The following is a 25,819-nucleotide window of genomic DNA, read 5'->3' as shown; positions in this document are numbered from 1 at the left end:
ATTTTGAGAAGGAATGGTCGACTTGAGACTGTTCTTTTTGTACTTTTTAATTGTTCACCGTATAATGAAAAAAAGAGTAAGGAGCGTGTCTAGTGAAAATAAGACAAGAAACACCAAAAGATTATGAAGAAGTTTACGAAGTGGTTAAGAAAGCTTTTGAAGTGGCAGATTTGGCGGATGGAAATGAACAGGACATCGTTGTGAAACTGCGCCAAGGGGAGTCTTTTATTCCAGAATTATCTTTAGTTGCGGAAGAAGAAGGGAAGGTTGTCGGGCATATCTTATTTACTAAGGGGAAAGTCGGGACACAAGAGGTACTAGCCCTTGCCCCACTGGCGATTTTACCTGAATACCAAAGGAAAGGAATTGGTGGTCAATTAATCGAAGCCGGCCATCGAATTGGGAAAACACTAGGCTACTCTTTCAGTATTGTCTTAGGTAGTGAAGTTTATTATCCACGATTTGGTTATTCCCCAGCAATTGAGTTTGGCGTACATGTGCCTGAAGGAATTCCCAGCATGAATTTTATGGGCCGATCTTTAGATGGCAAATCACTTGAATTAGAAGGTCCAATGATTTACGCCAAAGAGTTTGGTATGAAATGAAGCGTTGTGATTGGGGAAATGCCAATTCATTAATGCAGGATTATCATGATTTCGAATGGGGAAAGGAAACTCATGATGAGCAAAAACTATTTGAAATGCTTGTGTTGGAAAGCATGCAAGCTGGTTTGAGTTGGACGACCATTTTAAATAAAAGAGAGCATTTCCGTGAAGCCTTTGATCAATTTGAGATTGAAAAAGTGGCAAACTATGGGGAAGAAAAATACCAAGCATTGTTGGTCAATTCGGGGATTATTCGCCATCCTTTAAAAATTCGGGCGGCAATCCACAATGCACAAGTCTTTTTGAACATTCAAAAAAAATATGGAAGTTTTGATGCTTATTTTTGGCAATTTACGGAACGAAAAGTCCTTGTGAATCATTGGAAGTCCTTAGAAGAGGTTCCAAGTCAATCTCTTTTATCAGAAGAGATTGCAAAACAAATGAAAAAAGAAGGTTTTAAATTTATTGGAAGTACCAGTATCTACTCATTTATGCAAGCAATAGGTATGATAAATGATCATCTTACTTGTTGTTCGTTTAAATGATTGAAATAAGGAAAGAAAAGAGGAAATTCAATGAGTAAGGAAATACTATTATCTGTGCTAGCCGAACGTTATGAAAGAGGCCTGTTTTTTCCTACGACCATTGCTTGGTCGGAAATTGAAGCAGCGCTCTTAAAACAACCTATAGTTTTGGCAGCTCTAACTGAAATGGAAGAAACAGGCGGAGAACCTACGATTGTTCAGATTTCCCAAGAAGAAGGAACGATTTCTTTCTTTGATTGTTCCTTGGAGACACCAAAAGGCCGCCGAAGTCTCTGTTATGATGAGGCTGCTTTAAAAGCTCGTAAGAAACATCCTCCTGTCAGCAGTGTAGAGCAAAAAACAAAAGAAATGGGCATCAATTTATTAGATGAAGCCGATTATGCTTACTTACAAACATTGGGTGATTTTGATCAAAAAACCTCCAGTTGGTTGCTAACCCCAGCTGCTGTAAGAGAACGAGGTGGGGCGCTTTTTGGCGACAAACGTTATGGCCGAGTGTTCGTTTATCACAATGGTGCAGATTCTTATTATGCCAGTCGAGGTTTTCGAGGAAAAGTCGTGCTCACTTTATCAAAATAAATAAAACAGCCACTAAAATCACATGCTCCTTTGATTTTAGTGGCTATTTTTATTTAACTGAAAAATATTTATGAAGGAGCTGATCAGGGGTTAAAGGATCAGAAAAGTAGGGCCCTTGTAAACAGTCGGATCCTATTGCTGCCGCACAATCGCGTTCAGCTTTAGTAGTAATCCCTTTAAAACAAGTAATTAAATGCAGTTCTTTGGCTAAAAGTAAAATATGTTTTAAAATGATTTCTTTTTTAGGTTCTTGTGTGACGCCGGTAATAAAGGAAGCATCTACCTTAATGACGTCAAAATCGATTGCTGTGAGTAAGGCTAAGTCGGAATAGCCTACGCCAAAATCATCAATCCCTAGACGAAAGCCATCATTTTTTAATTGTCGAAGGGTGTTCATGGCAAAAGGACAGCGATTCAAATCTTCGTGTTCGGTAATTTCAAAAACAATTTTTGCTGCGTCCAGGGTTTGGTTTTCTAAATGTTTTTTTATCTCACATAATAAGGCTGCATCTGTAATTTGTGCAGCATTCAGTTTAATTGTGATGGAAAGTTGATGGAAAAGTTGATCTTGTGCGACTTTATGTAAAATCCAAGCAGTTAATTTATTGACATGGCCATATTCTTTGACTCCTTTTAGCAAGTCGACGGAAGAAATGGTACCTAATTCGGGATCTTCCCAGTGAATCAAAGCTTCTGCTGCTTTTATTTCTCCTAAATAATTCACAATGGGTTTGTAGAGAATTGTGATTTGATCTTTTTCTAATGCAACTTGTAACTTTTCAATGGTTTGTAGGGTAAAGGTATAATCTCGATTAATTTCCTCTGAATAATAGATCACTTTTGTTGTATCTCTTTGGTTTAAACAAATTTCAGCGCTTAAAAGTAGGTCTTTGACTTCCTTGACTTGTGAAGGGTACAAGGCGACGCCGATTTCATTCGTTAGAAAGATCTGGTTGCCTTCAAATTCGAGTGGCTCAAGCAAGGCGTGGTAGATGGTATCAATAAGCGTGCTAAAAGTGTGCTCATCTGTTAGCCCAGAACTAAATAAAGCAAAAACATCTCGAGATAAACGATACAAAAAGAAGCCTTTCGGTAAGATTTTTTTGATGCGTCGAATCATTGTTAAAGTCACTTCGTCCATCACGTTTCTCGAATAATAAGCGGTGATTTCCGATAAATTTTGGCAACGAATCAAAGCCAGTCCCTTGTTTGTTCGATCCCTTTTTTGAATGAGTCGATTCAAATCAAAAGACAATTGATTGAAATTCGGTAAAAAGGTCTTCGCGTCATAATAATTGAGGGAGTGTTCATGAAAATCTCGAAAATTGATATTTTCATTATCGAAAAATAAAATACCAATAGTAGGCGACGTTGTTGGATGATGAAAACGAGAAACTTTTAACCAAACTTTTTTATATTGATTGTCTTCGTTAATGTAGGAAAAAGTGCCACTCCAATGATCATTTTCAGTTACTTCAAGTAAAATTTCTTGTTGGTCTTCTTCTGTTAAGTGAATCGTTAAAACTTCAGACAGCGGCTTGCCAACTAATTCTTTTTGACTTTTTTGTAGTTTGTATTCCAAAGTTTTATTCGTAAAAAGAATTTTTTGGAAGGAATCAATAAAGACAATTGAAATTGGAGCCGTTTGCATAAAGTTGATGTATTGAGCAAGAACTTCAGGCGGGAGCGCTAAGTGTTTCAGGTTTTCAATTGTTTGTGCATAATTATTAGAATCCTCTAAAAATTGAATAAAGGAAGGGGGAACGGGTCTAATCTTTTTTGAAACCATCAAATAAACCTCCATGAAATAGACATTTTATTCTTTTGAACAGATTGATTGTACCATGTTCTGAAAATGAACGCACTTGAAAGAATAAAAAAAAGGCTTGCTTTGATTTATTCCTAAATTCTTAGAATGACCCTTTTGGATTGCTGGATTTTGTGTTATGATAATACTCGGTTTTGATGAATTTTTATACATATAGATTGAAAGGAATGAATATCACGTGAAAACAAAAAGAAGCCTAATTGTCTTCTTTAGTATGGTTTTATTAATCGGAGGCTTGTTCTCTTTTACACAAGTTGATGCTGCAAGCGAGGATCCATATTATGATGCAATGATGGAAAGAGGGACGCTGATTGTCGGATTGTCCCCGGATTATGCGCCTTACGAATTTTATACAGAAATTGATGGGAAACAAGAAATTGTCGGCTTTGACATCTCTGTTGCGAAAAAGATCGCAGAAGATCTTGGTGTTGAACTCAAAATCGAACCGATGGGTTTTGATGCATTACTGGGAGCGATGAAGACAGGGAAAATTGATATGATTATTTCAGGTATGTCGCCAACTCCTGATCGATTGAAAGAAGTTCAATTTTCGAAATCTTACATGACAATTGAGCAAAAAATGTTAGTTCGAACAGATGACCAAGCATCGCTAACTTCTTTGAAGGATTTTGATGAACGAGCAATTGCCGTACAAAAGCAATCCACGCAAGAAGAATTGGCACTAAGTGAATTAGGCAACAGTCAAATTGTGTCATTACAAAAAATTCCAGATGTTGTTTTAAATTTAAAAAATGGCAAAGTAGATGGTGCAATCATTGAAGGTCCAGTGGCACAAGCTTATGTCGATCGCCATCCAGATATTGTCTATTCAGAAGTTGAATTTGAAGACGCCAATAAAGAAGTTGCAGTTGCGTTTTCAAAAGATGCACCCCTTTTAGAGGAAAAAGTAAATGCATCAATCGCTGAAATTGTTAATAACGAGTTACTTGAAGGGTATCAAAAAGAAGCGAATGAATGGTTATTACCAAATGATGAAAGTTTCTTAAAAAAGTACTATCCATACTATCTCTCCGGAGCAGGATACACAATCTTACTGGCTTTCATTGGGGTGTTTTTTGGAACTTTGGTCGGCGGTTTACTTGCCTTTATGAAATTAGGGAAAAGTAAAATCATTCGACTTTTAGCGACTATTTATATCGAATACGTGCGAGGGACTCCCTTGCTCGTGCAAATCTTTATTGTTTATTTTGGAACAGGTATTTTAGGATTTGATGTTTCTAGAGTCGCTGCAGGATGTATTGCCCTATCGATTAATAGTGGGGCTTATGTGGCAGAAATTATTCGTGCGGGAATTAACGGAGTAAATCGTGGTCAGTTGGAGGCGGCACGTTCGTTAGGGATGAATCAGTTTCAAGCGATGCGTTTCATTATCTTACCGCAAGCCATCAAAAATATTTTGCCGGCTCTAGGAAACGAGTTCGTGACGGTTATCAAAGAATCCTCTGTCGTTTCTATCATTGGTGTCTCTGAATTAATCTTCCAAGCTGGGAATGTCCAAGGTGCGAGTTTTAAACCTTTCTTACCTTATGTTGTTGTTTCACTGATTTACTTTGTTTTAACATTTAGCCTCTCTCGTCTATTAGGTGTTGCTGAAAGGAGGATGAATGCAAATGATTAAAGTGAGCGATTTACATAAAAGCTATGATAAGAATCCTGTCTTAAAAGGAATTGATTTAACCGTTGAACAAGGAGAAGTTGTTGTGATTATTGGTCCTTCTGGTAGTGGGAAAAGTACTTTTTTACGCTGTTTAAATTTATTAGAGACCCCAACTTCTGGAGAAATTACTTTCGAAGGTCAAAATATTTTGGCTAAGGAGAGTAACATTGACCAATTACGCCAAAAAATGGGAATGGTCTTTCAAAGTTTTAATTTATTTCCCCATAAGAGTGTGTTAGAGAATTTAACGATTAGTCCCATCCAAGTAAAAAAAGAAGCGGCAACCGTTGCGGAAGAAAAAGCATTAAAACTATTAGAACAAGTTGGCTTAAAAGAGAAAAGTGAGAGTTATCCATCAAATTTGTCTGGTGGCCAACAACAACGGGTGGCCATCGCTAGAGCTTTAGCGATGGATCCTGAAGTCCTTCTTTTTGATGAACCGACCTCTGCTTTAGACCCTGAAATGGTTGGTGAAGTTTTAGCAGTAATGAAAAATCTCGCGGATAAAGGGATGACAATGGTTGTCGTAACCCATGAAATGGGCTTTGCTCGTGAAGTAGCGACGCGTGTCATTTTTATGGATGAAGGAATCATTCAAGAAGAAGGCACACCAGAAGAAATTTTTGATACACCGAAAAATCCAAGAACCCAAAGTTTCTTAAACAAAGTGTTATAATTCGTTCCTCCCTCTTTAAACAGGATTGTTTGAGAGGGAGTTTTTGTCAGAATAAGAAAAAGAGGAGTATGGCATGGAACAATTTCAAATTTATAATGGGCAACAACAAAAGACACAAAGAATCGGTACACGAGGGATACCTTTAAAACCTGGAGACTATCGGATGGTCGTGTCCGTTGTCATTTTTAATGACCAAGGGGAATTGTTAATACAAAAACGTGCAGCAAATAAGGTTGGCTTTCCTAGTTATTGGGATTATGCTGCCTCAGGACAAGTATTGGCAGGAGAGGAAATCTATCAAGGCGCTGAATGGGAACTATTTGAAGAATTAGGCATTCAGGTGAAACTCGATCAAGAACCGATTCGTTTTACCTATGGGTTTCCGGAAGGATGGGATCACTATTATTTGATTAAAAAATCGGTCAAATTGGAGTCTCTAATTTTGCAAGAGGAAGAAGTTCAAGAAGCACGTTGGGTCAATGAGGAAGAATATTTAAATCTGTTACAATCCGGCTCCTTTATTCCTTATCTTTTTGCAGAAACAATTTTCCGCCTTTTTGAAGAAAAGAACGAACATGCTCCGGTCTCTCCTTAAGAATAACCAAGAAATCGATTTCTTTCTATTTGGTGAATTTTATGAAAGAAATCGTCATGAATTATTTGAGTAAAATGAGAATTTGGCGAATTTTCATAAAAGAGTATGCTATACTAAACAAAAACAAAGGAGTGGTTTTATGAGAGGGATTTTAACAGTTATTGGGAAAGATAAGGTAGGAATTATTGCAGGTGTGAGTCAAACGCTTGCTGAATTAAATATTAATATTGTAGACGTGACACAAACCATCATGCAAGAATACTTTACAATGATGATGGTTTTGGAACTGAATCCGCAACTTGACTTTGAAAAAACAAGAGCCGCTTTAAACAAAGCAGGTGAAGAGTTAGGTGTGAAAGTGAGCATTCAGAATGAAGAAATCTTTGATACGATGCATAAATTATAATTGGAGGCTGAAAAATGGAAGTGAATCATATACTTGAAACCATTCGTATGGTTGAAGAAGAACACTTAGATATCCGAACAATTACGATGGGAATCTCTTTGCTTGATTGTATGGATAGTAATCTTGAAGTGGCTTGTGAAAAAGTCTACCGAAAAATTACAACCAAAGCAAAGGACTTAGTGGCGGTTGGAGAAAGTATTGAGGTGGAATATGGCATTCCAATTATAAATAAGCGAATTTCTGTCACTCCCATTGCAATCGTCGCATCTGCGCTTACGGATGTGACGAAGGAAGATTGTATTCGCTTAGGCGAAACCTTAGATCGTGCAGCAGAAGCAGTCGGAGTTAATTTTATTGGTGGGTATAGTGCCTTGGTTGAAAAAGGGTATCAAGGAGCCGACCGTACATTAATTGAATCGATTCCAGAAGCTTTAGCACGGACACAGTTTGTTTGTTCTTCTGTTAATATTGGCTCCACAAAAGCGGGAATTAACATGGATGCAGTGAAACTCATGGGAGAAACAGTCAAAGCAACAGCCGAAGCTTCAGAGATGGGTTGTGCAAAATTGGTTGTTTTTGCGAACGCCGTTGAAGACAATCCGTTTATGGCAGGTGCTTTTCACGGAGTAGGTGAAGGAGACTGTGTCATTAATGTCGGAGTGAGTGGTCCGGGAGTTGTGAAGCGAGCTTTAGAAAAAGTGCGAGGAGAAAGCTTTGATGTCGTGGCTGAAACAGTCAAAACGACCGCATTTAAAATTACCCGTATGGGGCAACTAGTAGGAAGAGTCGCTTCTGAACGCTTAGGAGTACCTTTTGGTATCGTTGATTTGTCTCTAGCGCCAACGCCGGCAGTCGGGGACAGCGTAGCCTTTATTCTAGAAGAAATGGGCTTAGAATCCGTTGGAACTCATGGAACAACCGCTGCTTTAGCTTTACTAAATGATGCTGTCAAAAAAGGTGGCGTCATGGCTTGTAATCATGTCGGAGGCTTATCCGGTGCTTTTATTCCCGTTTCAGAAGATGCAGGCATGATTCAAGCAGTCCAAAATGGCTATTTGAATCTAGAAAAATTAGAGGCGATGACGGCCATCTGTTCAGTCGGATTGGATATGATTGCCATCCCAGGAGAGACAAGTGCCGAAACGATTGCCGCAATGATTGCTGATGAAGCCGCAATCGGTGTCATTAATCATAAAACGACCGCGGTCCGGATTATCCCAGCGAAAGAGAGCAAAGTTGGAGATATGATTGAATTTGGTGGTTTATTAGGAACGGCGCCAGTTATGAAAGTCAATGCAGCCAAATCTTTTGATTTTATTCAACGCGGTGGACGCATCCCTGCCCCAATCCATTCATTTAAAAACTAAGGCTGGGGGCAGATCATGTTTAAAAACTACATTTGGGATTTTGATGGGACGTTGTTTGACACTTATCCCGTACTACTAGACAGCATCCTTCAATCTTTATTACAAGATTTTGGCATCCAAGCAGAACCTGCCTCGATTTATCATTTACTAAAAAGTGAGTCTTCTGCTGCCGTGGCTCAAACCTATGGCCTTAATTTTGTTGATTTTACAGAAAAGTTTAAAGAAATTGAACGTAGAGATAAAAGAAGCGTGCATCCTTTTGATGGTACTTTCGAAGTTTTAAATAAAATCACCGAAAAGCAAGGAAAAAATTTTATTTTCACTCATCGGACCGCCTCGTCTACACAAGCGCTTTTAAAGGAAGAAAGGATGGAAACGTTAGTTGTTGAAATTATCGGGTCCGAATCCGGTTTTCCACGGAAACCAGACCCAACTGCAATCACTTACCTGCTTAAAAAGTATCAACTCAATCCAAAAGAAACGCTAATGATTGGAGACCGGCGATTGGATATAGAGGCAGGACGTCGAGCAGGAGTTGCTACTCTCTTTTTTGATGTGGAGAACTTAGTGTATGATATCCAAGCGGATTTGCGAGCAAGCTGTATGGCTGATATCTTAAAAATAGAATAAGCAATAAAAACAAGTTCTTTTTTCGAACTTGTTTTTTTGTATTGAGAAAAAAAAACTTTTTCTTTTTCGTATTTTAATTGCGAAAGGAGGTTGGTGAGTATGGACGGTCAATTGAAAAATAGGAAATGGCTGATTGGAGCGATTGTTCTAACTGGGCTTTTCGTCTTACTAGGAAGTTATTTCTTATTCGCGCACCAAAACACAGAGGAGGTTCTTTGGGAAACAACCATGGCAACGTCAGAATCCGAAGTGAGTTCGGACGTTGCCTCTTCATCCAATAGCGAACAGAAGGAGATAATGATTGATATTAAAGGTGCGGTCAAAAAACCAGGGGTATACACGTTAGCAGCAGAGGCAAGATTGAACGAACTTATCTTACTCGCCGGTGGTTTTACGGACGATGCAGAAATCCGCCAACTAAACTTGGCAGAAAAACTCAGCGACCAGCAGATGATTTATGTTCCAAATCAGGAGGAACTTGAGTTTAAAGTAGAAGAAGCGCAAGCGGCCAATTCGTCTGTGAGCAAAGTAGAAGATTCCTTGGTTAATCTTAATACTGCAGATAGCCTAGGATTGCAACAGTTGCCTGGTGTTGGTCCTGCAAAAGCACAAGCAATTCTTACCTACCGTGAAGAAAACGGCCCGTTTAGTAGCGTCGATGACTTGCTTCAAATTTCTGGATTTGGAGAAAAAACAGTAGAGAAGTTGCGGGGGATGATCCAATTCTAAAAGAAGTAAGTTTGAAGCGGTACAAAAGTTCCTTGAAAAATGCATACTGTTTTTTGTAGAAAATAAAAAAGGAAAAGTACCTAAAAAATGCAGAATATGGTACATTAAGAATAAGAGAATGAATAACAAGAAAGGTGGGAGTGAATGGTTGAAAAAAATAAGCAACAAAAGACCGAACAAACACGTATCCCTTGGGACCAATACTTCATGGCGCAAGCTGTTTTGTTATCTTTAAGAAGTACATGTACCCGTTTAGAAGTAGGTGCAACCTTAGTAAAAGACAAGCGAATTATTGCTGGAGGATACAACGGATCGGTCAGCGGGGACGATCATTGCATTGATAATGATTGCTATGTCGTGGAAGGACACTGTATTCGAACGATTCATGCAGAGATGAATGCGCTACTACAATGTGCAAAACTAGGAGTATCCACGGAAGGTGCAGAAATATACGTCACGCATTTTCCTTGTCTCCCATGTACGAAAGCCATCTTACAAGCGGGAATAAAAAAAATTCACTATCTCAATAATTATCGAAACAATGAATACGCTCAAAACCTCATTAAACATGTAGGCGTTGAAGTACATCAGGTCACGCTGCAACCGACCTACTTTGAAAAGCTTTCTTTCAGCAATACTTTGGAGGCCAACAATGGATAGAAGCTGGAAAAATCAGCTCATCTTTCCATTGCTAATCGGTATTTGTTGCTTATATGCCTGTTTGATAAAGAGTATGTTTCTTTTTTTTATGATGAGTTATTTTCTATTCATTTTAAGCTACAAAAAGCAAGTAACCTTAGGGATACTAAGTCTTTTTGTAGTTTTTTGTTTTTTGCTTCGAATGCCCAAGAATTTATCAATACCGCCAAGCGAAATACCGTTGACACTTACTTTACAAATCTATCCGGATACAATTCAGGTAAAAGAATCCTTTGTGACGATGGAAGGGAAAACAACCCAAGGGGATATTTTTATACAGTATCCGTTAAAAACCGAAGCAGCGATGAAAGAATGGCAAAATCGTAAGAATAAAAATTTGCAACTTAAGGTGAATGGTTTTTTTAAGAAATCGGAAAAAGCTCGTAATCTTCATGGATTTAATCGGCATTGGTATGAAGTGACACAAAACAAACGAGGCACCTTTTTTATTGAGGAGGTACTGCTACAAGCCCCTGGGTCGAAGCGGCTAATCGGCCGCCAGATTCGTAGTTGGATGATTGATTGGATTGAAGAAAACATCCCTTTAAAGTTAGCGACCTATACGAAAGCATTGTTACTCGGCTATCGGGACCAAGATTTTCAAGAAATTCGCGAAGCGTATAATAGTAGTGGTATTTTGCACCTATTCAGTATTTCTGGAATGCATGTTAGCATTTTTTTCGGTTGGTGTTTTTATGCTTTACGTCGAATTGGCTTAACCTTTGAACAGTTCGTCTGCCCATTTATTGCAATCATGCTCTTCTCGGTTGTGGCGTTTGGACAGGGTTTGAGTGTTTGGCGCGGAGCAATCATCTATTTTGTGAATTTTATTTGTCAGGAAAAACAAGTAAAGCTATCTGCTTTGGATCGTTTTTCGATAGCTTTGTTTTTTTTATTTCTAATTGAACCCAAGTCCTTGCTTCAAATCTCTGGTATTTTGTCCATCGTTTTGTCATTCTTACTTTTGATGAGTAGTGAATTTAAAAAACACCCTTTAATCTACAGTATTGAAATTGGTTTTTTATCGAGTCCGATTTTAATGTTCTTTTTTTATGAAATTCCTTTACTCGGAGGTCTTTTTACGGCTTTTGTTGCACCATTATTTGCCTTTTTTCTGTTACCAGCTCTTGTATTCCTCTGTTTCTGGACGGCGCTCGCACTTCCAAGTACCTTTCTTTTTACTTCGTTGACCCAAGGATTGCTTTTTTTTGAGAACCTACTTTCTCTCAGTCGTCACTTGCTCATTACCACAGGAAAACCTTCCCTTTTTTTTGTTTTTCTCAGTCTTATTCTTGGTTTACTTTGTTATCCAAGAGTTAAATGGCGACGGATCTATTTTTTTCTCTTGTTATTGTGTATCCTGTGGCCACGCTTTCCCTTACAAACAAGTGTCAGTTTTGTTGATGTTGGCCAAGGGGATAGCCTCGTTTTTCAGAGCTTTGGAAATCGGCGAGTCTATGTAATTGATACTGGTGGTCGGTTTGATTTTTATTCATCAGAAGGACAAGAGCGACCTAAAAATGCGACCTATACCCTTCTGCCGTTTTTAAAAGGAGAAGGGATTCGGAAAATTGATGGCCTTTTTTTAACGCATGGCGATTTCGATCACATTGGCGATTTCGAGGTTTTATTTGACTCCTTTACGATTCAAACCATTTATATTAGCCAAGGTAGTTTGCAACATAAGAATATGGTAAACCTTATAAAGAAAAAACCTAAGGAAACGAAAATTGTTGAATTAAAAAAGGGTGATCGAGTCGGTGATTCTCCGACATTTGAAGTACTGGCACCTAAGAAGAAAGGAACTGGAGCAAATAAAGATTCACTTGTCTTGTTGACAAAAATAAAAGGAATCCGTTTTTTATTAATGGGAGACCTCGAATCAGAAGGTGAACAGCAATTAATCCGAGATTTTCCTAACTTAGAAGCCGATGTGTTAAAGGTTGGACATCATGGGAGTCGAACTTCAACGACTCAAGACTTTTTGAAGCAAATCAAAGCGAAACATGCGATTATTTCTTGTGGTTTAAACAATCAATTTAATCACCCACATCCAGAAGTATTGGAAACCCTCGAAGCTTTTAAGAGCCAAGTGTATCGGACAGATCGAGACGGAATGATTCGTTACGAATGGCGTTGGTATCAAAAAAATCCTCAAGTGAAACAAATGAAAAAGTTGGAATGATTGGCAGTAAAACGAATGGTGGTTTGATAGATAAAAGGGTTGGAAGAATGACTAGTTAAATGAGACGCTTCGTGTTAGGATGGAGAAAGATAAAAGGGATTCGTCTTTAGAAAGGAACGCTGCAAATGGATGTACAAAAGGCGCTACAACAAATAAACAATCAGAAATTAAGCAATATATACTTGGTATTAGGAACAGAAGCATTTTTGCAAGAACAAGTTCGAAAAGCTTTTATTGAAAGATTATCGATTGAAGAAAATGACTTGAATTTTTCACAATTTGATTTGAGTGAGACACCTGTTAGCCATCTACTGGCAGAAGTTGAGTCCAGTCCTTTCTTTGGTGATTATCGTTTAGTCTTTGCTGAACATCCTTTCTTTTTAACGAGTGAAAAACCACGAAATGCACCTGACAATGACTTGGAGCCATTGCTTACCTATTTACAAAACCCATTGGAAACAACAATCTTGGTTTTTTGGGTAAATTATGAAAAAATGGATGAGCGAAAAAAAATTACCAAACAATTAAAAAAAGCAGCGAGTCTAATTGATGTGCAACCATTGAAAGAAGGAGAGGTGCGCCGTTACATACAACAGACAATCGCGAATGATCATCTGGAATTTAGCCGAGAAGCGTTTGACTTGTTTTTCTTCTTAACAGATGCATCGTTGTCAAAAGCAATGCACGAGCTTAGTAAAATTCGTTTGTTTGCGGAGCCGGGTAGCAAAATTTCAAAAGAAATGGTTGCGGCCCTTGTGCCACGATCGCTAGAACAAAACGTTTTTGACTTGACGAACCGAGTATTAGAAGGTAGGGCGCAAGAGGCCTTACAGTTGTATGAGGAACTTCAAGTTCAAGGTGAAGAGACAATCAAAATTAATGCAATCTTACTTAGTCAAATCCGTCTCTTACTACAGGTTCGTTTTTTACAAAATATCGGTTATCAGCAAGGTGCTATGGGAGAGACTCTACGAATTCACCCTTATCGGATTCGGCTTGCCATGCAACAAGCACGCAAATTTGAAGTGAAACAATTAGCACATTTATATGATGAGTTAATCGAAAACGATTTTAAAATAAAGACGGGCCAAATGGATAAAGAATTGCTGTTTCAATTGTTTATTTTAAAAACAAGCGAAAACGTAAGAAAATAATAAAAAAAGACAACCCTCAAACAATTAGGAGGTTGTCTTTTTTATTATTTAGCGATTTTTTTGCTTAAGCGAGACTTATCACGGTTCGCTTTGTTTTTGTGAATTAGACCTTTTGTTTCAGCCATATCAATTGCTCTTGCAGCAGCTTGATATAATTCAACAACGTTGTCAGCACCAGCTTCAACGGCTTGGTCGAATTTCTTAATCGTTGTACGCATCGCGCTTAATTGAGATGAATTTAACGCATTAGTAGCTTCGCTTGTGCGAACACGTTTGATTGCAGATTCGATGTTTGGCATTTATTTCACCTCCGATAAAAAAGTTCTTATACGAAAAACGTATAAATCAACACTAGTTATTATACCCAATGAAAACGAGCATTGCAATAGATGTTGTAAAGAATTTTTACTTAACGGCAAATTATTTCTGATTTGTAGAGTATTCCGACATTGAAAAGGTTGGCTTTCCTTCAATGAGAGAAAAAAGAATGAAAACGAATTAAGAAATCCCTTTCAATCTCTTGGATGGTTATGCTATGATAATGTAGAAATAGGAATTAGTAATGAAATGAGAAATAATGGTGGTGTAAAATTTGAATATTGCTTTAATTGTAACGCTAACGCTGGTGATGGGAGTCATTTTCGTGAATGGCTGGACCGATGCGCCAAATGCCATCGCAACAGCGATTTCTACGCGGGTCTTGAAACCGAATGTTGCCATTTGGATGGCCGTTGTGATGAATTTTTTAGGTGCGTTAGTCATGACTTTATTTAATGCCCAAGTTGCAGAGACGATTAGTAACATTGTTTCCTTTGATGCTCAAGGTGTACAGGCTGCTCAAGTCGCCTTAGCTGCGTCTCTTTTTTCAATTGTTTTATGGGCAGTCGCCGCTTGGTATTTTGGGATACCGACGAGTGAGTCACATGCGTTAATTGCTGGACTGACTGGAGCGGCAATGGCACTTGGTGGCTTGGGTGCCGTAAACATGGATGAGTGGCGCAAAGTCTTAGTGGGCTTAGTTGTCTCAACCGTTCTAGGTTTTGGTGGCGGTTTTGTGATTACCAAATTGCTTGTATGGGTATTTCGAGATATCCCTCGACGAAAAGCGAATAAGTTTTTCCACTATGGGCAAGCAAGTGCAGCAGCGGCAAATGCTTTTTTGCATGGTGCTCAAGATGGTCAGAAATTTATGGGTGTTTTTATGTTAGCCTTATTTTATAACAACCTCGCAGAGAAAACAGGGAATGCGTTTGTTATTCCAATTTGGGTGATGGTGTTATCTTCTGTGACGATGGGCGTGGGTACTTCCGTTGGTGGGATGAGGATTATTAAGTCTGTTGGAATGGACATGGTAAAATTGGAAACTTACCAAGGTTTTTCCGCTGATTTATCCGCGGCTATTTGCTTGTTCTTGGCTTCCATTCTCGGCATTCCGGTTTCTACGACGCATACAAAGACGACCGCCATTATGGGCGTGGGTGCGTCAAAACGTTTGTCTAGTGTCGATTGGCAACTGGTCAAAGAAATGCTTTTTGCTTGGATTATGACTTTCCCAGGTTGTGGCTTGATTGCCTTTGCAATGGCAAAATTATTTATAGCGATTTTTTAAGGAGATAGAAACGATGGCTAGAAAAAAACAATATGATTATTTTAAAACGATGGAACAATTGGCAGAAAACGCCCATCTTGCGGCAGAACATTTAGAAAAGATTATTGGAAATTATGATTCTACAACATTAATGGAAAATTCGGAAGTGATTCACCAGTTAGAAAAGAAAAATGATGCCTTGGTTGATGAATTAACGAATCAGCTATACGATGCGTTTATTACTCCAATTGATCGGGAAGATATCTTAATTGTTTCTGAATGCTTAGATGATATTATTGATGGCATTAATAGTATGACTTATTTATTTGAAAATCTTGTGATTACACACTTACGACCAGAAACAGATACCTTTGCCCTTTATGTGAGTCGCGCGACTAAGGGTGTCCATTCTGCAATGCTTGAATTTCATAAATTTAAAAGTTCAAAAAAATTAAAACAACTAATTGTTGAGGTCAATAAAATCGAATCGGAAGGGGATCTCCTCTACAGTCGATTGAAAAAACAACTTTTCACTGAAGAAAAAGATGTTTTAGAGATTATTAAGTGGAAAGATATCTATGCGCGTTTTGAAGAAACCATTAATGACACGGAACGTGTGGTCGATATTATTGATGGTATGATTATTAAAAATACTTAAAAAAAGCAAAAAGCGTCGGAGCAAAAGTTCCGGCGCTTTTTTAAGCTTTAAGATTCCCCACAAGTTACATTGCAATGAACCAATAGCCAATTAGGATGATACCTAAAATAATCCGATACCAGCCAAAGACAGAAAAATCATGTTTTTTAATGTAGTTCATTAAGAATTTAATTGCTAAGATAGAAACGACAAAAGAAACCAGCGTACCTGTTAATAAAATCATTGTCGAACTAAGATCGAAGCGATTCCCATCGGCTAAAAACTTAACAATCTTTAATAAACTCGCGCCAAACATGGTTGGAATTCCTAAAAAGAAAGAAAATTCAGCAGAAACAAAACGAGAACCGCCGATTAAAATACCTCCTAAGATGGTTGCCCCTGAGCGTGATGTTCCTGGGATTAGCGCTAATACTTGGAAGAAACCAACCATGAGGGCAAACTTATAGGTAATTTGTCCGAGATCAGTGACTTTTGGCAAGCGTGTTTTGTTGTAGTTTTCAACAATAATAAATCCAATCCCGTAGACAATTAACATGATTGCAACCGGTAAAAAGTCATGGAATGTCGCATCCAACCAATCATCTAGTGGTAAGCCGATAATCGCTGAAGGAATAATTGCCACGATTACTTTGAACCACAAAGACCAAGTTTCTTTATTTTCTTCTTTTGTCTTGGTAAAGGAGAAGGGGTTCAATTTATTAAAATACAAAACCACAACTGCCAGAATTGCACCTAATTGAATGACCACATTAAACATTGTCATGAATTCAGGAGTCGCATTTAGTTGAATAAATTCATCCGCTAAAATGAGATGCCCTGTACTACTAATCGGCAGCCACTCCGTAATCCCTTCAATAATTCCTAATAATATTGCTTTAAAAAAATCTGCAAAAGCCATTTTTCAAATCCTCTCTGTCTGTCAATTATTACATAGGTAAGTATACCGTTTCTAAGATGGAATACCAAGTGTTTTCATATAAAAAGCGAAGTTTCTATTTTACGACGGAAGAAAATCTTTCGCATAAATAGAAACTTCGCTTTTTTTAGATGGGTTGGTTTTCCCCTTTTTTAATATAGCTTGTATCGCCGACTTCATGAATTGTGAAGGTACCATTTTCATAAACGAGTCGGGTAATCGAACCGTTGTCGATATCAATTCGAACATTATTTTCTTCATTAATGAGGTGTAATAGTAAGGCAATCGTTAATCCGTGTGAAACGACAAGGACCTTTCCACCCCCATTTTTTTCTGCTTGGTGTGCAATATCCTCAAAACCAGAACGAACACGAGAGGAAAGTTCGTCATAAGTCTCCGCCCAATTAGCCGTATCAGCCGTATAGATCGCGTTACAAATGTCTTCAAAACTTGTCTTTTTCGCAATCATTTCATCATAGCTAGGAAAATCGAGTACTCGCGGAATTACACCCCACATTTCTGAATCGTAGCCACCCTCCAGTGAACCAAAACACCATTCACGAATACGGCGATCGGTTCGATAAGGAATCTGTGGACCATTAGGATGTTCGCTTAAAATAATCCGAGTTGTTTCAATCGCTCGACCACTGTCGCTTGAATAAGCCGCGATGAAATTTGTTTCTTGCAGGCCTAACCCTAAGGAATGAATTTTTTGGGCTCCAATAGCAGTGAGGGGAGTGTCACACCATCCTTGCACACGTTGCACCGTGTTAAACATTGTTTTTCCATGTCTGACAACATAAAGTTCCGTTTTTACCATGATTTTCGCTCCTTTTGTTTATTGATTAAAAAATGGATTGGTTTGTTTTTCCCAACCAATCGTAGTGGATGCTCCATGTCCTGGATAGACAATCATTTCATCAGGCAAAACAAAGAGCTGTGTTTGAATACTAGTTAAGAGCTGTTCCAAATTGCCTGTATATAAGTCTGTTCGACCGATGCTCCCTTTAAACAAGGCATCGCCACTAACGACAAATGGTCCAAAGAGAAAGCTGACACTACCATGAGAATGTCCCGGTGTTGGCACGACTTTAAACTGGAAGGAGCCAATCTGATAATCACCCATTTCAAACTCATATTCGGCGGGTTGGACAACTAAGCCCCCCAGCTCTGGATGACGACTAGATAAATTTAAGACGGGATTACCTAGCCAAGAATTTTCTAAAGGACTGACATATACAGGGATTTGATACGCAGCTCGAATTTCATCGACAGCACCAATATGATCATAGTGGGTATGTGTAAGTAGAATTGCCAAAGGTCGCGCCTTTGTTTCGGAAATTTTTTGTTGAATGAGTAACGCATCTGCACCTGGGTCAACAATCAGTAATTCTTTGGCCTCGTTCCAAATAATATAACAGTTTTCTTGGATTGGGCCGGTTGGTATTTGTTTAATCTTCATGAAGTAACCTCCTGATTCACATTTCTTATTTTAGTATAACCTAGATAGAAGTCGTTTACAAAGAGAGATTCAAATGATAAAACATGAAAAAATGAAAAAAAGTGTGACATTTCTTTAAGAACTCTCGTTAATAAGAGTAGAGAGAGGAGGTGTTGAAATGGAATTCACTCATTGGATAACTGCACTTCAGGAACAAAAGATACTATATATCTTATCTTTGCTTTCAATTGCCATGGTTATTGACTTTGCTAGTGGTACCTATGCCGCTAAATTAAACCAAGAGATTACTTCAAAAAAAGGAATTAATGGAATCATCCGAAAAATTGCGAGTATGATTTTACTAGTCTTTTTTTTACCCGTAGCGTTTATTATTCCTGGTCAAGCGGGCCTTGCCTTGCTTTCAGTCTTGTACCTCGGATATTTATTAATGGAAATCCAATCAATTTTAGAAAACTATCAAAAAATTGGAATTGATACGAAAAAACTGCAACGAGTTTTAAATAAAATCAAAGAAAAGCTCCCGTTATATGAATCAGACGATTAAAAAACTGATCTGTTCGCTGTTTCAAAACCAATCTTTCAGTTATAATGAGGGCTTAAAGAAGGTGAGACAGTGAAACGAGGAAAAATAGCCGTTCGACACTTGGTTGAATTTGTTTTGCGCCAAGGTAATATTGACAATCGACGAACAAGCAATCATACCGCTCAAGAGGGCGCACGTATCCATCGAAAATTACAAAAAGAGGCGGGAGATAGTTATCAACCAGAAGTCTTTTTAAAAATGACCTACGAAATAGAAGAAGAGATGTTCTCCGTTGAGGGTCGAGCAGACGGCGTATTTCATGCGGAGAATTGTTGGACCATCGATGAGATAAAAACATCGGCGTTGCCTTTTGAAGAATTAGATCAGGGGCAAAAAGAACTCTTTTTTGCCCAAGGGATGGTCTATGCTTACCTCTATGCAACTTTAGAGAAGCAAGGAGAAATGAGGGTGCAACTCACTTACTTCCAAACGACGGAAGAGAAAATAAGGCGAGAAATACGATCGTTTACCTATGAAGAACTAGAAAGTTTTTTTAAAGACTTAATCAATGAATACCAACGATGGTTGATTTTCCAAGACAATTGGCGTCGTGTTCGAAATACCTCTTTGTTGCAATTGCAATTTCCTTATACCAAATATCGAAAAGGCCAAAGAGAGTTGGCAGTTGTCGCATATAAAACGTTAAAGACGAAACAAAAGCTATTTGCGGAAGCGCCGACTGGTACGGGGAAAACGATTTCGACTTTATTTCCTGCTCTTAAAGCACTCGGAGAAGATTCGACCAATCGAATTTTCTATTTAACCGCAAAAACCATTACGCGCTCTGTCGTAGAGGATGCGATGGAAACCTTAGCAAATCATGGCGCACAAGCTAAAAGTGTCACGCTGACGGCTAAAGACAAAATTTGTTTTTTAGAAGAACGTCGCTGCAATCCGGATGATTGTCCGTATGCTCGTGGGTATTATGACCGGATTAATGTTGCTTTGTGGGATATCTTACATCACGAGACGCAAATCACACGAGCGGTTATTGAGAAGTATGGAAAAAAGCATCAAGTTTGTCCCTTCGAATTATCACTGGATGTTAGTTTGTTTTGTGATTTAATTATTGCAGACTACAACTATCTATTTGACCCCATTGTTTACTTGAAACGTTTTTTTGAAGCTGACGAGGAATCGTATTATTTCTTAATTGATGAAGCGCATAACTTGGTCGGGCGATCAAGAGAAATGTATTCAGCTGCTCTATCTGATTCGATTTTTGTAGAGTTACAAAAAAGATTACCGAAACAAAAAAGAAAAATACAAGGTCTTTTAGCTAACATTCTTTCAGAATTTGATCTTTTAAAAGACGCGAGTGAAAAAGAACTCTGGACGTATAAACACCAAGTATTTGCACCTGAAAAACTGACTCACTTGCTATTTCAATTAACGGAACACTTACAAATGTATTTCGTTGAACACGAGGACGGAGAAGACAAGGAGCAAATCTTAGTTCATTATTTTGAATGTATCCGTTTCTTAAAAATGAGCGAATATTATGATGACTCTTATGAGACCACGATAGAAATTGGGTATCACCAAATTACGATTAAGTTGTTTTGTATCGACCCTTCAAGTTTTTTAGAAGACACTTTAAATAAAGGGGAAAGTTGTTTATTGTTTTCGGCGAGTCTGAATCCAATGTCGTTTTATCAAAAAACTCTAGGCGGAGGAAATACAGCTTTGACGTATCGTGTTCAGAGTCCTTTCCCAATAGAAAATCAAGGAGTTTTTGTGGTCAATTATATTCAAACAACTTTTCGAAAACGGCAAGAAAGCTTGATGGAATTGGTCGAAACATTGTTTATGATGGTTAGTGGAAAAACAGGAAATTACTTCGTCTTCTTTTCGTCTTATCACTATCTAGATCAAGTATTGTCGGCTTTCAAAGAAAAATATCCTTTGATCGAAACGCTTGTCCAAGAAACAAAAATGGATGAATCTGAAAGAGAACGTTTTTTAGCTCAATTTGTTGAACACCCTGAAAAGACTTTAGTCGGTTTTTGTGTATTGGGTGGCATTTTTTCTGAAGGCATTGACTTAAAAGGGGACCGCCTCATCGGAACCGCGATAGTTGGTGTTGGCTTGCCTCAAATCAATCATGAGCAAGAATTGATTAAAGCATATTTTTCTAAAAAAAATAATCAGGGATTTGAGTATGCGTATCAACTTCCTGGCATGAATAAAGTCTTGCAAGCTGCCGGGCGCGTCATTCGGGATATGGATGATCAAGGGATTGTTTTATTAATTGATTCGAGATTTACTCATTCTCGTTATCGTCAACTGTTTCCAGCGCATTGGCAACATGCAAAAATATGTCTGCACAAGGAGCAAGTCCAAACTCAAATTTCTGATTTTTGGCATCAAAGAAGCAAAACAAAGAAGTAATCTTTCTCTTTTCTTTTTCTTCACACTGAACTGTAAAAACACTTCAAAAAAGGTTCCCGAAAAATCAGTGATTTTTCGGGAACCTTTTTTACCGGTAATTCGTAAATTGTAATTCAATTGGGAGGTCTAATTTGCGTAATAGTTGGATAACCGCCTGCAAGTCATCTCGACTTTTACCCGTCACACGAATTTGATCTTCTTGAATTTGCGCTTTGACTTTTAGTTTTGAGTTTTTAATTGCTGTTGTAATTTTCTTGCTGTTTTCACGGTTGATGCCACTAACTAACTCAGCGGATTGACGTGCCTTGGCACCTAGCGCATGCTGTGTTTCTCCAAATTGAATATTTTTGATTGGCACGCCACGTTTTCCTAGTTTGCTAAATAGGACGTCTTTGATTTGCTCTAATTTAAAATCATCATCTCCTAAGACAATAAGCTGCTGGTTATCGACTTTTATATCAACTGTCGAATCCTTAAAATCAAAACGATTACTTAATTCTTTCACCGTCATTTGCACCGCATTTTTGACTTCTTCCATATTCATTTCAGATACGATGTCAAAACTTGGATCTTTCGCCATAAATATCTCTCCTTTGTTTCTAGTGTTTTTAAAAAGTTTTTTTATCACACTTCTTATTTCTTTAATTATATCAATTTGTTAAAAATATGTAAGCCTTAACTGAGTAATTCCGATTTAAGAAAAAATCTTTATCAAAAGTTAGAGAAACCATTAGCTTAGAAATAAACCTAGAGATTCAATGATTTTCTCTTTCTTTTATTCGAAGAAACTGCTATTCTTGATTCGGATGATTTTATGAGAGGAAGCATGGTAGAAGGATGGAAAAGCGGCAACACATTGAATTTTTAAAGAAAATAGGGACAATCGGAATCACAGGTCTTTTAAATGCGATTGGAATGAATTATTTCCTAACGCCGGGAAATATATTATCTGCAGGAGTCAACGGAATTTCCCAAATCACCGTAGAAGTTGTTCAAAGACAGTTTCATCTTTCCCTGAGCATGGGGGCTTTGATTTTCCTATTTAATATCCCAGTTTTCATTCTAGGTTTTATTAAATTAGGCAAAGATGCTATGATTTTTAGTTTTATTAACGTATTGGTTGTATCTATTATGATTATGTCTTTTCCTGAAGGGCAATTTACAGATAATATCTTGTTAAATGCCATTGTGGGAGGCGTCTTGATTGGTGGCGGTGTAGGCTTATCCTTAAAGATGGGTTTTACCACTGGAGGAATGGATGTCTTATCTTTAATTTTTTCCAAAATGACTGGAAAAACAGTTGGGAATTACATGATGGCTTTAAACGGCATCATTGTTTTAATGGCTGCAAGTATATTTTCGGTTGAAAGTGCCTTGTTTACAGTGATTTCCTTGTATGCAATGAGTCGAGTGATTGATTTGATTCATACAAATCATCAAAAAGTGACCGCCTTAATTATTACAACGAAACCAGATGAAGTTGGGAAAAATATTTCTGAACGACTCTATAGAGGAATGACCTTATTACCTTCGGTTGGGGGGTATTCAGGTTTGCCGAGCAGCACGATAATGATTGTTGTGACTCGCTATGAGTTGTATGATTTAGAACAGGCGGCCATGGAAATGGATGAAAAAGTATTTATTAATGTTTTGCCTACACACTCCATCACAGGACATTTTGCGACAGATGATGAACAAAGAACGTTTAAAGCCACTGGGAGTCTAACGACGAATAAAGTTCGTAGGAACCGTTAGGAACCTTATCTTTCGATTGCAGATCGAGTAAGAAAAAAGAGACCACGATAAAAGCGCTGTTTGTGAGAACAAACAGCGCTTTTATCGTTTTTTTGAGTTCGTCGTAAACGCGTACTTGAAGAAACATTTTTGAAAGTAATTTGTTGTTTTCTAGCAATAAAGAAAGTGGCCTTAAAGCAGCGAAGAAACGAAAATAAGAGCAAAACAAGCGGCATGTAAATGCGAGTACGCTTGTTTTGCTCTTATCTTTTATCATAAATGAGAAAGGTGTGCCTATCGAATACCTAATGCGATTCGGGCGTAGCGGCTCATGCGATCCGTTGTCCACGCAGGATACCAAACGAGTTTGACTTCAACATCCTTGACTTCTTCTACATCTGACAGGGCGTCGTGAATGTTGTCTGTAATCACGTCTGCTAGGGGACAGCCCATCGTCGTTAAGGTCATTTTTACCAGAGTATGCCCAGTATCTCCCGAAAATTCGACTTCATATATTAAACCTAAGTTTACAATATCAATCCCTAATTCTGGATCGATAACTGTTTCTAAAGCAGTTGTAATGCGATCTTTAATTTCTTGAACTTCTTGCTCAGTGTATACTTCACTCACAGGAAATCCTCCTTTAACTAGTTTCTAGTCCACATCATACTATTTTTTATATGATTTGTAAAATAAGTCATTTGAAAAGAGATGAATGGCTGGATCAATCCCGGCTAAATTATTTTAGCAAAAGTGGATGAAGTTCCCTTGCCTTTTACGGGACGAAACACTTGTCGACTTTCGACGATGCCATTTTTAAAATGATATTCTTTTTCCAAATATATTTGATACGCGCCTGGGCTCACAATCCCGTTGACACCGATTAAATCAATACCAGCAGGACCGACTAGTTGGTCAACTAGATCGACACAGTTACAACCTAAAACAAAATATTTTTTGAACTTTCCTTGCTTAAATTTAAATAAAGAAGCTTGAACTTGCGTTGTTAATTTTTGGGCGTAACCTTCTTTGTGAGGCAAGACATCGTGAGAAGGAAGCCAAGGTTCCATTGTTTTTCGTAAATCATTGAGGCTCTTATGAATTCGCTCTTTTTGTCTTTTGGTGAGTGATAATGTATACAAAAAAATTGTTTTTTGGTTGTTGTTTACACAAAATGGGAGATACGTTTCAATATTGGCCGTCACTAAAACACCATCGCCTAAAGATTCAAATAAGGTTGTTGAGAAATCATCGTAGTTGCCGTAAGAAAAAACGAGACCATCAATGACGATATCACAATGACCGATAGCACCAAAACCATCGGGAGTCACATGGATGAGAATTTGCACACACGTTTCATCGATTATGTCATTGGATGGAGACAAAAAGAGATGATTTTTATCCAATCGATTTAGAAAAAAACGAGGGATTAGTGCAGTTAACCAGATTGGTGGAGAGATGCGTAAGTGCCGTTTGATTCGCTGAAATTGTTTGGGCAAGGGGAAGCTCAGTCGTTGCCAATCAATTAGATACATCCCTCCAAGGCCTAGACTGTAGAGTGCTAAGAAAATGGTAGTGCTTTGCATGGTTGGTTGATGTCTTGAAAACAAGGCGGCGCTGACAAAAATAAGGAGAAGTCCAGAAGAAAGGCGGAAGATGGTCCATGGTACTTCTTTTTTTTTGCAGTGAAAGCAAGTAATTAATTTTATAATCCCTAAACCACCTACATAAAGGGAGAAAACTAAGAGACAAAGATGAAAAGGAATATCCGGGAAGAAATAGAGAAAACTGCCTGTACTAAAAAGAGAGAAAGAAAGTAAAGGTGTCCGCTGCTTTTTGGTCAGTAATAATTGGAAAATATCTTTCGTTCCTTTCATCGTTAAAATGATACCGAGGAATTGAAAGATTGTTTTTCCAAAAAAAGGGGGGTGGTTAAAAAGGATTACTGAAAGAATAATTAATAAAAGGCCTGTGGTAAGATAGTAAGCATGTGTATAAAAAGATTTCATTGACTATTTAAACCTCACTTTTGTTCTCGATACATACGATAATACCTCTTTTTTATTGAATTCATTCAATAAAGTTGTCAATTAAAAAGACGAGTTGAAAAGAAGAAAATAAGTATGGTAGACTTAGTTAGTTTTTATGACAATGATTAAAAATAGGAGGAACTCGATGGAATTCAGACGTGCCACAATCAATGATCTACCCCAAATCATGAAAATTATGGAAGAAGCGACTGCCTACTTGAAGCTACAGGGATCTCCTCAGTGGCAAGATGGGAATGGGCCAACGCGTGAAAAAATCAACCGAGACATTGAAGAACAAAATAGTTATGTCTTGGTGCGTTCAGATCAGATCGTCGTAGGAACGATCGCCTTAATCCCAGGTATTGATCCGGTATATACAGCAATCAAAGAAGGGAGCTGGCAAGGAGAAGGACCTTATCTTTCTTTGCACCGGGTAGCAATTAATCGTCAATTTAGTGGTCAAGGTCTGGGACTGAAGTTGCTTGAGCAAGCAATCCAACAAGCGGAGCGAGAAGGAATCAGTGACTTTCGAATTGATACCCATGTGCTCAATCTTCCCATGCAAAAAGCAATCAGACAAGCTGGTTTTGATTACCGTGGAGTGGTTCATTTTCCAATCATCCATGGCGAACGTCTGGCTTACCAAAAAAGAAAAGAACAAAATTCCAACTAAAAGGAATTCTGTTCTTTTTTTAACGTATGTTACTCGTGGAAACAACCATAATCTTTGTCGTGTTAATTAGAATCATGTTATAATTAAAACAGCATTAAAAATGGAGGG

Annotated in this window: 27 protein-coding genes; 19 read left to right on the top strand and 8 right to left on the bottom strand. The window is 38.0% G+C overall.

Annotated elements, in window-relative coordinates; translation table 11 throughout:
* Nucleotides 1-92: 92 nt before the first annotated feature.
* The 3 genes from ACYSNO_RS01600 to ACYSNO_RS01590 are packed head-to-tail and all read left to right on the top strand — an operon-like array spanning nucleotide 93 to nucleotide 1,729.
* Nucleotides 93-605, top strand: coding sequence for a GNAT family N-acetyltransferase (locus ACYSNO_RS01600; protein WP_461729313.1), 513 nt, complete (start codon nucleotides 93-95; stop codon nucleotides 603-605).
* Nucleotides 602-1,150 carry a DNA-3-methyladenine glycosylase I gene (locus ACYSNO_RS01595; RefSeq protein ID WP_461729312.1) on the top strand — a complete coding sequence of 183 codons (549 nt, stop codon included), beginning with the start codon at nucleotides 602-604 and terminating at the stop codon, nucleotides 1,148-1,150. The genes ACYSNO_RS01600 and ACYSNO_RS01595 overlap by 4 nt, the downstream gene beginning before the upstream one ends.
* Nucleotides 1,151-1,180: 30 nt before the next feature.
* Nucleotides 1,181-1,729 carry a DUF4256 domain-containing protein gene (locus ACYSNO_RS01590; RefSeq protein ID WP_461729311.1) on the top strand — a complete coding sequence of 183 codons (549 nt, stop codon included), beginning with the start codon at nucleotides 1,181-1,183 and terminating at the stop codon, nucleotides 1,727-1,729.
* A 49-nt stretch (nucleotides 1,730-1,778) separates the two neighbouring features.
* Here the strand turns inward: ACYSNO_RS01590 and ACYSNO_RS01585 are convergent, their stop codons facing one another.
* The gene (locus tag ACYSNO_RS01585) at nucleotides 1,779-3,518 is read right to left on the bottom strand and encodes an EAL domain-containing protein (protein ID WP_461729310.1); all 1,740 of its coding nucleotides are present in this window, start codon (nucleotides 3,516-3,518) and stop codon (nucleotides 1,779-1,781) included.
* A gap of 253 nt (nucleotides 3,519-3,771) precedes the next feature.
* Between ACYSNO_RS01585 and ACYSNO_RS01580 the strand changes: the two genes are divergently transcribed.
* The 10 genes from ACYSNO_RS01580 (at nucleotide 3,772) to holA (ending at nucleotide 13,676) form a co-directional block, all read left to right on the top strand.
* Nucleotides 3,772-5,196, top strand: coding sequence for an ABC transporter substrate-binding protein/permease (locus tag ACYSNO_RS01580; protein ID WP_461729701.1), 1,425 nt, complete (start codon nucleotides 3,772-3,774; stop codon nucleotides 5,194-5,196).
* Nucleotides 5,189-5,911 carry an amino acid ABC transporter ATP-binding protein gene (locus ACYSNO_RS01575; RefSeq protein ID WP_461729309.1) on the top strand — a complete coding sequence of 241 codons (723 nt, stop codon included), beginning with the start codon at nucleotides 5,189-5,191 and terminating at the stop codon, nucleotides 5,909-5,911. The genes ACYSNO_RS01580 and ACYSNO_RS01575 overlap by 8 nt, the downstream gene beginning before the upstream one ends.
* Nucleotides 5,912-5,984: 73 nt before the next feature.
* Entirely contained in the window at nucleotides 5,985-6,506 is a 522-nt protein-coding gene (locus ACYSNO_RS01570; RefSeq protein WP_461729308.1) for an NUDIX hydrolase, read from the top strand.
* A 139-nt stretch (nucleotides 6,507-6,645) separates the two neighbouring features.
* The gene (locus tag ACYSNO_RS01565; RefSeq protein WP_461729307.1) at nucleotides 6,646-6,912 is read left to right on the top strand and encodes an ACT domain-containing protein; all 267 of its coding nucleotides are present in this window, start codon (nucleotides 6,646-6,648) and stop codon (nucleotides 6,910-6,912) included.
* A 14-nt stretch (nucleotides 6,913-6,926) separates the two neighbouring features.
* Entirely contained in the window at nucleotides 6,927-8,279 is a 1,353-nt protein-coding gene (locus ACYSNO_RS01560; protein WP_461729306.1) for a DUF711 family protein, read from the top strand.
* Between the two features lie 15 nt (nucleotides 8,280-8,294).
* Entirely contained in the window at nucleotides 8,295-8,909 is a 615-nt protein-coding gene (locus tag ACYSNO_RS01555) for an HAD-IA family hydrolase (protein WP_461729305.1), read from the top strand.
* Between the two features lie 99 nt (nucleotides 8,910-9,008).
* Nucleotides 9,009-9,638 carry a helix-hairpin-helix domain-containing protein gene (locus ACYSNO_RS01550; RefSeq protein WP_461729304.1) on the top strand — a complete coding sequence of 210 codons (630 nt, stop codon included), beginning with the start codon at nucleotides 9,009-9,011 and terminating at the stop codon, nucleotides 9,636-9,638.
* Between the two features lie 144 nt (nucleotides 9,639-9,782).
* Nucleotides 9,783-10,298: a ComE operon protein 2 gene (locus tag ACYSNO_RS01545; protein WP_461729303.1), complete on the top strand. Its 516-nt coding sequence runs from the start codon at nucleotides 9,783-9,785 to the stop codon at nucleotides 10,296-10,298.
* Between the two features lie 220 nt (nucleotides 10,299-10,518).
* Nucleotides 10,519-12,522, top strand: coding sequence for a DNA internalization-related competence protein ComEC/Rec2 (locus tag ACYSNO_RS01540; protein ID WP_461729302.1), 2,004 nt, complete (start codon nucleotides 10,519-10,521; stop codon nucleotides 12,520-12,522).
* A 125-nt stretch (nucleotides 12,523-12,647) separates the two neighbouring features.
* A complete protein-coding gene (gene holA, locus ACYSNO_RS01535) occupies nucleotides 12,648-13,676 on the top strand; it encodes a DNA polymerase III subunit delta (protein WP_461729301.1) in 1,029 nt (342 codons plus the stop codon).
* Nucleotides 13,677-13,720: 44 nt separating this feature from the next.
* On the opposite strand, the gene rpsT is transcribed toward holA, so the two are convergent.
* Complete coding sequence (gene rpsT, locus ACYSNO_RS01530; RefSeq protein ID WP_461729300.1) at nucleotides 13,721-13,975, bottom strand: 30S ribosomal protein S20; 255 nt, start codon at nucleotides 13,973-13,975, stop codon at nucleotides 13,721-13,723.
* Between the two features lie 329 nt (nucleotides 13,976-14,304).
* Here rpsT and ACYSNO_RS01525 point away from each other — a divergent pair, with 329 nt between their 5' ends.
* Both ACYSNO_RS01525 and ACYSNO_RS01520 read left to right on the top strand, forming a co-directional pair.
* Nucleotides 14,305-15,285, top strand: coding sequence for an inorganic phosphate transporter (locus tag ACYSNO_RS01525; RefSeq protein WP_461729700.1), 981 nt, complete (start codon nucleotides 14,305-14,307; stop codon nucleotides 15,283-15,285).
* Nucleotides 15,286-15,298: 13 nt separating this feature from the next.
* Nucleotides 15,299-15,922 carry a DUF47 domain-containing protein gene (locus ACYSNO_RS01520; protein WP_461729299.1) on the top strand — a complete coding sequence of 208 codons (624 nt, stop codon included), beginning with the start codon at nucleotides 15,299-15,301 and terminating at the stop codon, nucleotides 15,920-15,922.
* Nucleotides 15,923-15,986: 64 nt separating this feature from the next.
* Here the strand turns inward: ACYSNO_RS01520 and ACYSNO_RS01515 are convergent, their stop codons facing one another.
* The 3 genes from ACYSNO_RS01515 to ACYSNO_RS01505 form a co-directional block, all read right to left on the bottom strand.
* Nucleotides 15,987-16,820 carry an undecaprenyl-diphosphate phosphatase gene (locus ACYSNO_RS01515; protein WP_461729298.1) on the bottom strand — a complete coding sequence of 278 codons (834 nt, stop codon included), beginning with the start codon at nucleotides 16,818-16,820 and terminating at the stop codon, nucleotides 15,987-15,989.
* 145 nt (nucleotides 16,821-16,965) lie between these two features.
* Nucleotides 16,966-17,658 (bottom strand): histidine phosphatase family protein, encoded by a 693-nt coding sequence (locus ACYSNO_RS01510; protein ID WP_461729297.1) that lies wholly within the window; start codon nucleotides 17,656-17,658, stop codon nucleotides 16,966-16,968.
* An 18-nt stretch (nucleotides 17,659-17,676) separates the two neighbouring features.
* Nucleotides 17,677-18,300 (bottom strand): MBL fold metallo-hydrolase, encoded by a 624-nt coding sequence (locus ACYSNO_RS01505; RefSeq protein ID WP_461729296.1) that lies wholly within the window; start codon nucleotides 18,298-18,300, stop codon nucleotides 17,677-17,679.
* Between the two features lie 157 nt (nucleotides 18,301-18,457).
* Between ACYSNO_RS01505 and ACYSNO_RS01500 the strand changes: the two genes are divergently transcribed.
* The gene (locus ACYSNO_RS01500) at nucleotides 18,458-18,844 is read left to right on the top strand and encodes a phage holin family protein (RefSeq protein ID WP_461729295.1); all 387 of its coding nucleotides are present in this window, start codon (nucleotides 18,458-18,460) and stop codon (nucleotides 18,842-18,844) included.
* A 69-nt stretch (nucleotides 18,845-18,913) separates the two neighbouring features.
* A complete protein-coding gene (locus ACYSNO_RS01495; RefSeq protein ID WP_461729294.1) occupies nucleotides 18,914-21,274 on the top strand; it encodes an ATP-dependent DNA helicase in 2,361 nt (786 codons plus the stop codon).
* 88 nt (nucleotides 21,275-21,362) lie between these two features.
* On the opposite strand, the gene ACYSNO_RS01490 is transcribed toward ACYSNO_RS01495, so the two are convergent.
* Nucleotides 21,363-21,854, bottom strand: a complete 492-nt coding sequence (locus ACYSNO_RS01490) for a YajQ family cyclic di-GMP-binding protein (RefSeq protein ID WP_461729293.1) — start codon at nucleotides 21,852-21,854, stop codon at nucleotides 21,363-21,365.
* 257 nt (nucleotides 21,855-22,111) lie between these two features.
* Between ACYSNO_RS01490 and ACYSNO_RS01485 the strand changes: the two genes are divergently transcribed.
* The gene (locus ACYSNO_RS01485; protein ID WP_461729292.1) at nucleotides 22,112-23,029 is read left to right on the top strand and encodes a YitT family protein; all 918 of its coding nucleotides are present in this window, start codon (nucleotides 22,112-22,114) and stop codon (nucleotides 23,027-23,029) included.
* A gap of 273 nt (nucleotides 23,030-23,302) precedes the next feature.
* Here ACYSNO_RS01485 and ACYSNO_RS01480 read toward each other — a convergent pair whose 3' ends face one another.
* Together ACYSNO_RS01480 and ACYSNO_RS01475 are read right to left on the bottom strand one after the other, a co-directional pair.
* Entirely contained in the window at nucleotides 23,303-23,638 is a 336-nt protein-coding gene (locus tag ACYSNO_RS01480; RefSeq protein ID WP_461729291.1) for a metal-sulfur cluster assembly factor, read from the bottom strand.
* Between the two features lie 104 nt (nucleotides 23,639-23,742).
* The gene (locus tag ACYSNO_RS01475) at nucleotides 23,743-25,017 is read right to left on the bottom strand and encodes a DUF308 domain-containing protein (RefSeq protein ID WP_461729290.1); all 1,275 of its coding nucleotides are present in this window, start codon (nucleotides 25,015-25,017) and stop codon (nucleotides 23,743-23,745) included.
* A 166-nt stretch (nucleotides 25,018-25,183) separates the two neighbouring features.
* On the opposite strand from ACYSNO_RS01475, the gene ACYSNO_RS01470 reads away from it, so the two are divergent.
* The gene (locus ACYSNO_RS01470; RefSeq protein ID WP_461729289.1) at nucleotides 25,184-25,711 is read left to right on the top strand and encodes a GNAT family N-acetyltransferase; all 528 of its coding nucleotides are present in this window, start codon (nucleotides 25,184-25,186) and stop codon (nucleotides 25,709-25,711) included.
* Nucleotides 25,712-25,819 lie beyond the last annotated feature (108 nt).

The sequence above is a fragment of the Enterococcus sp. LJL98 genome, assembly GCF_054871745.1.
This window is presented reverse-complemented; position numbering and strand designations above follow the sequence as displayed.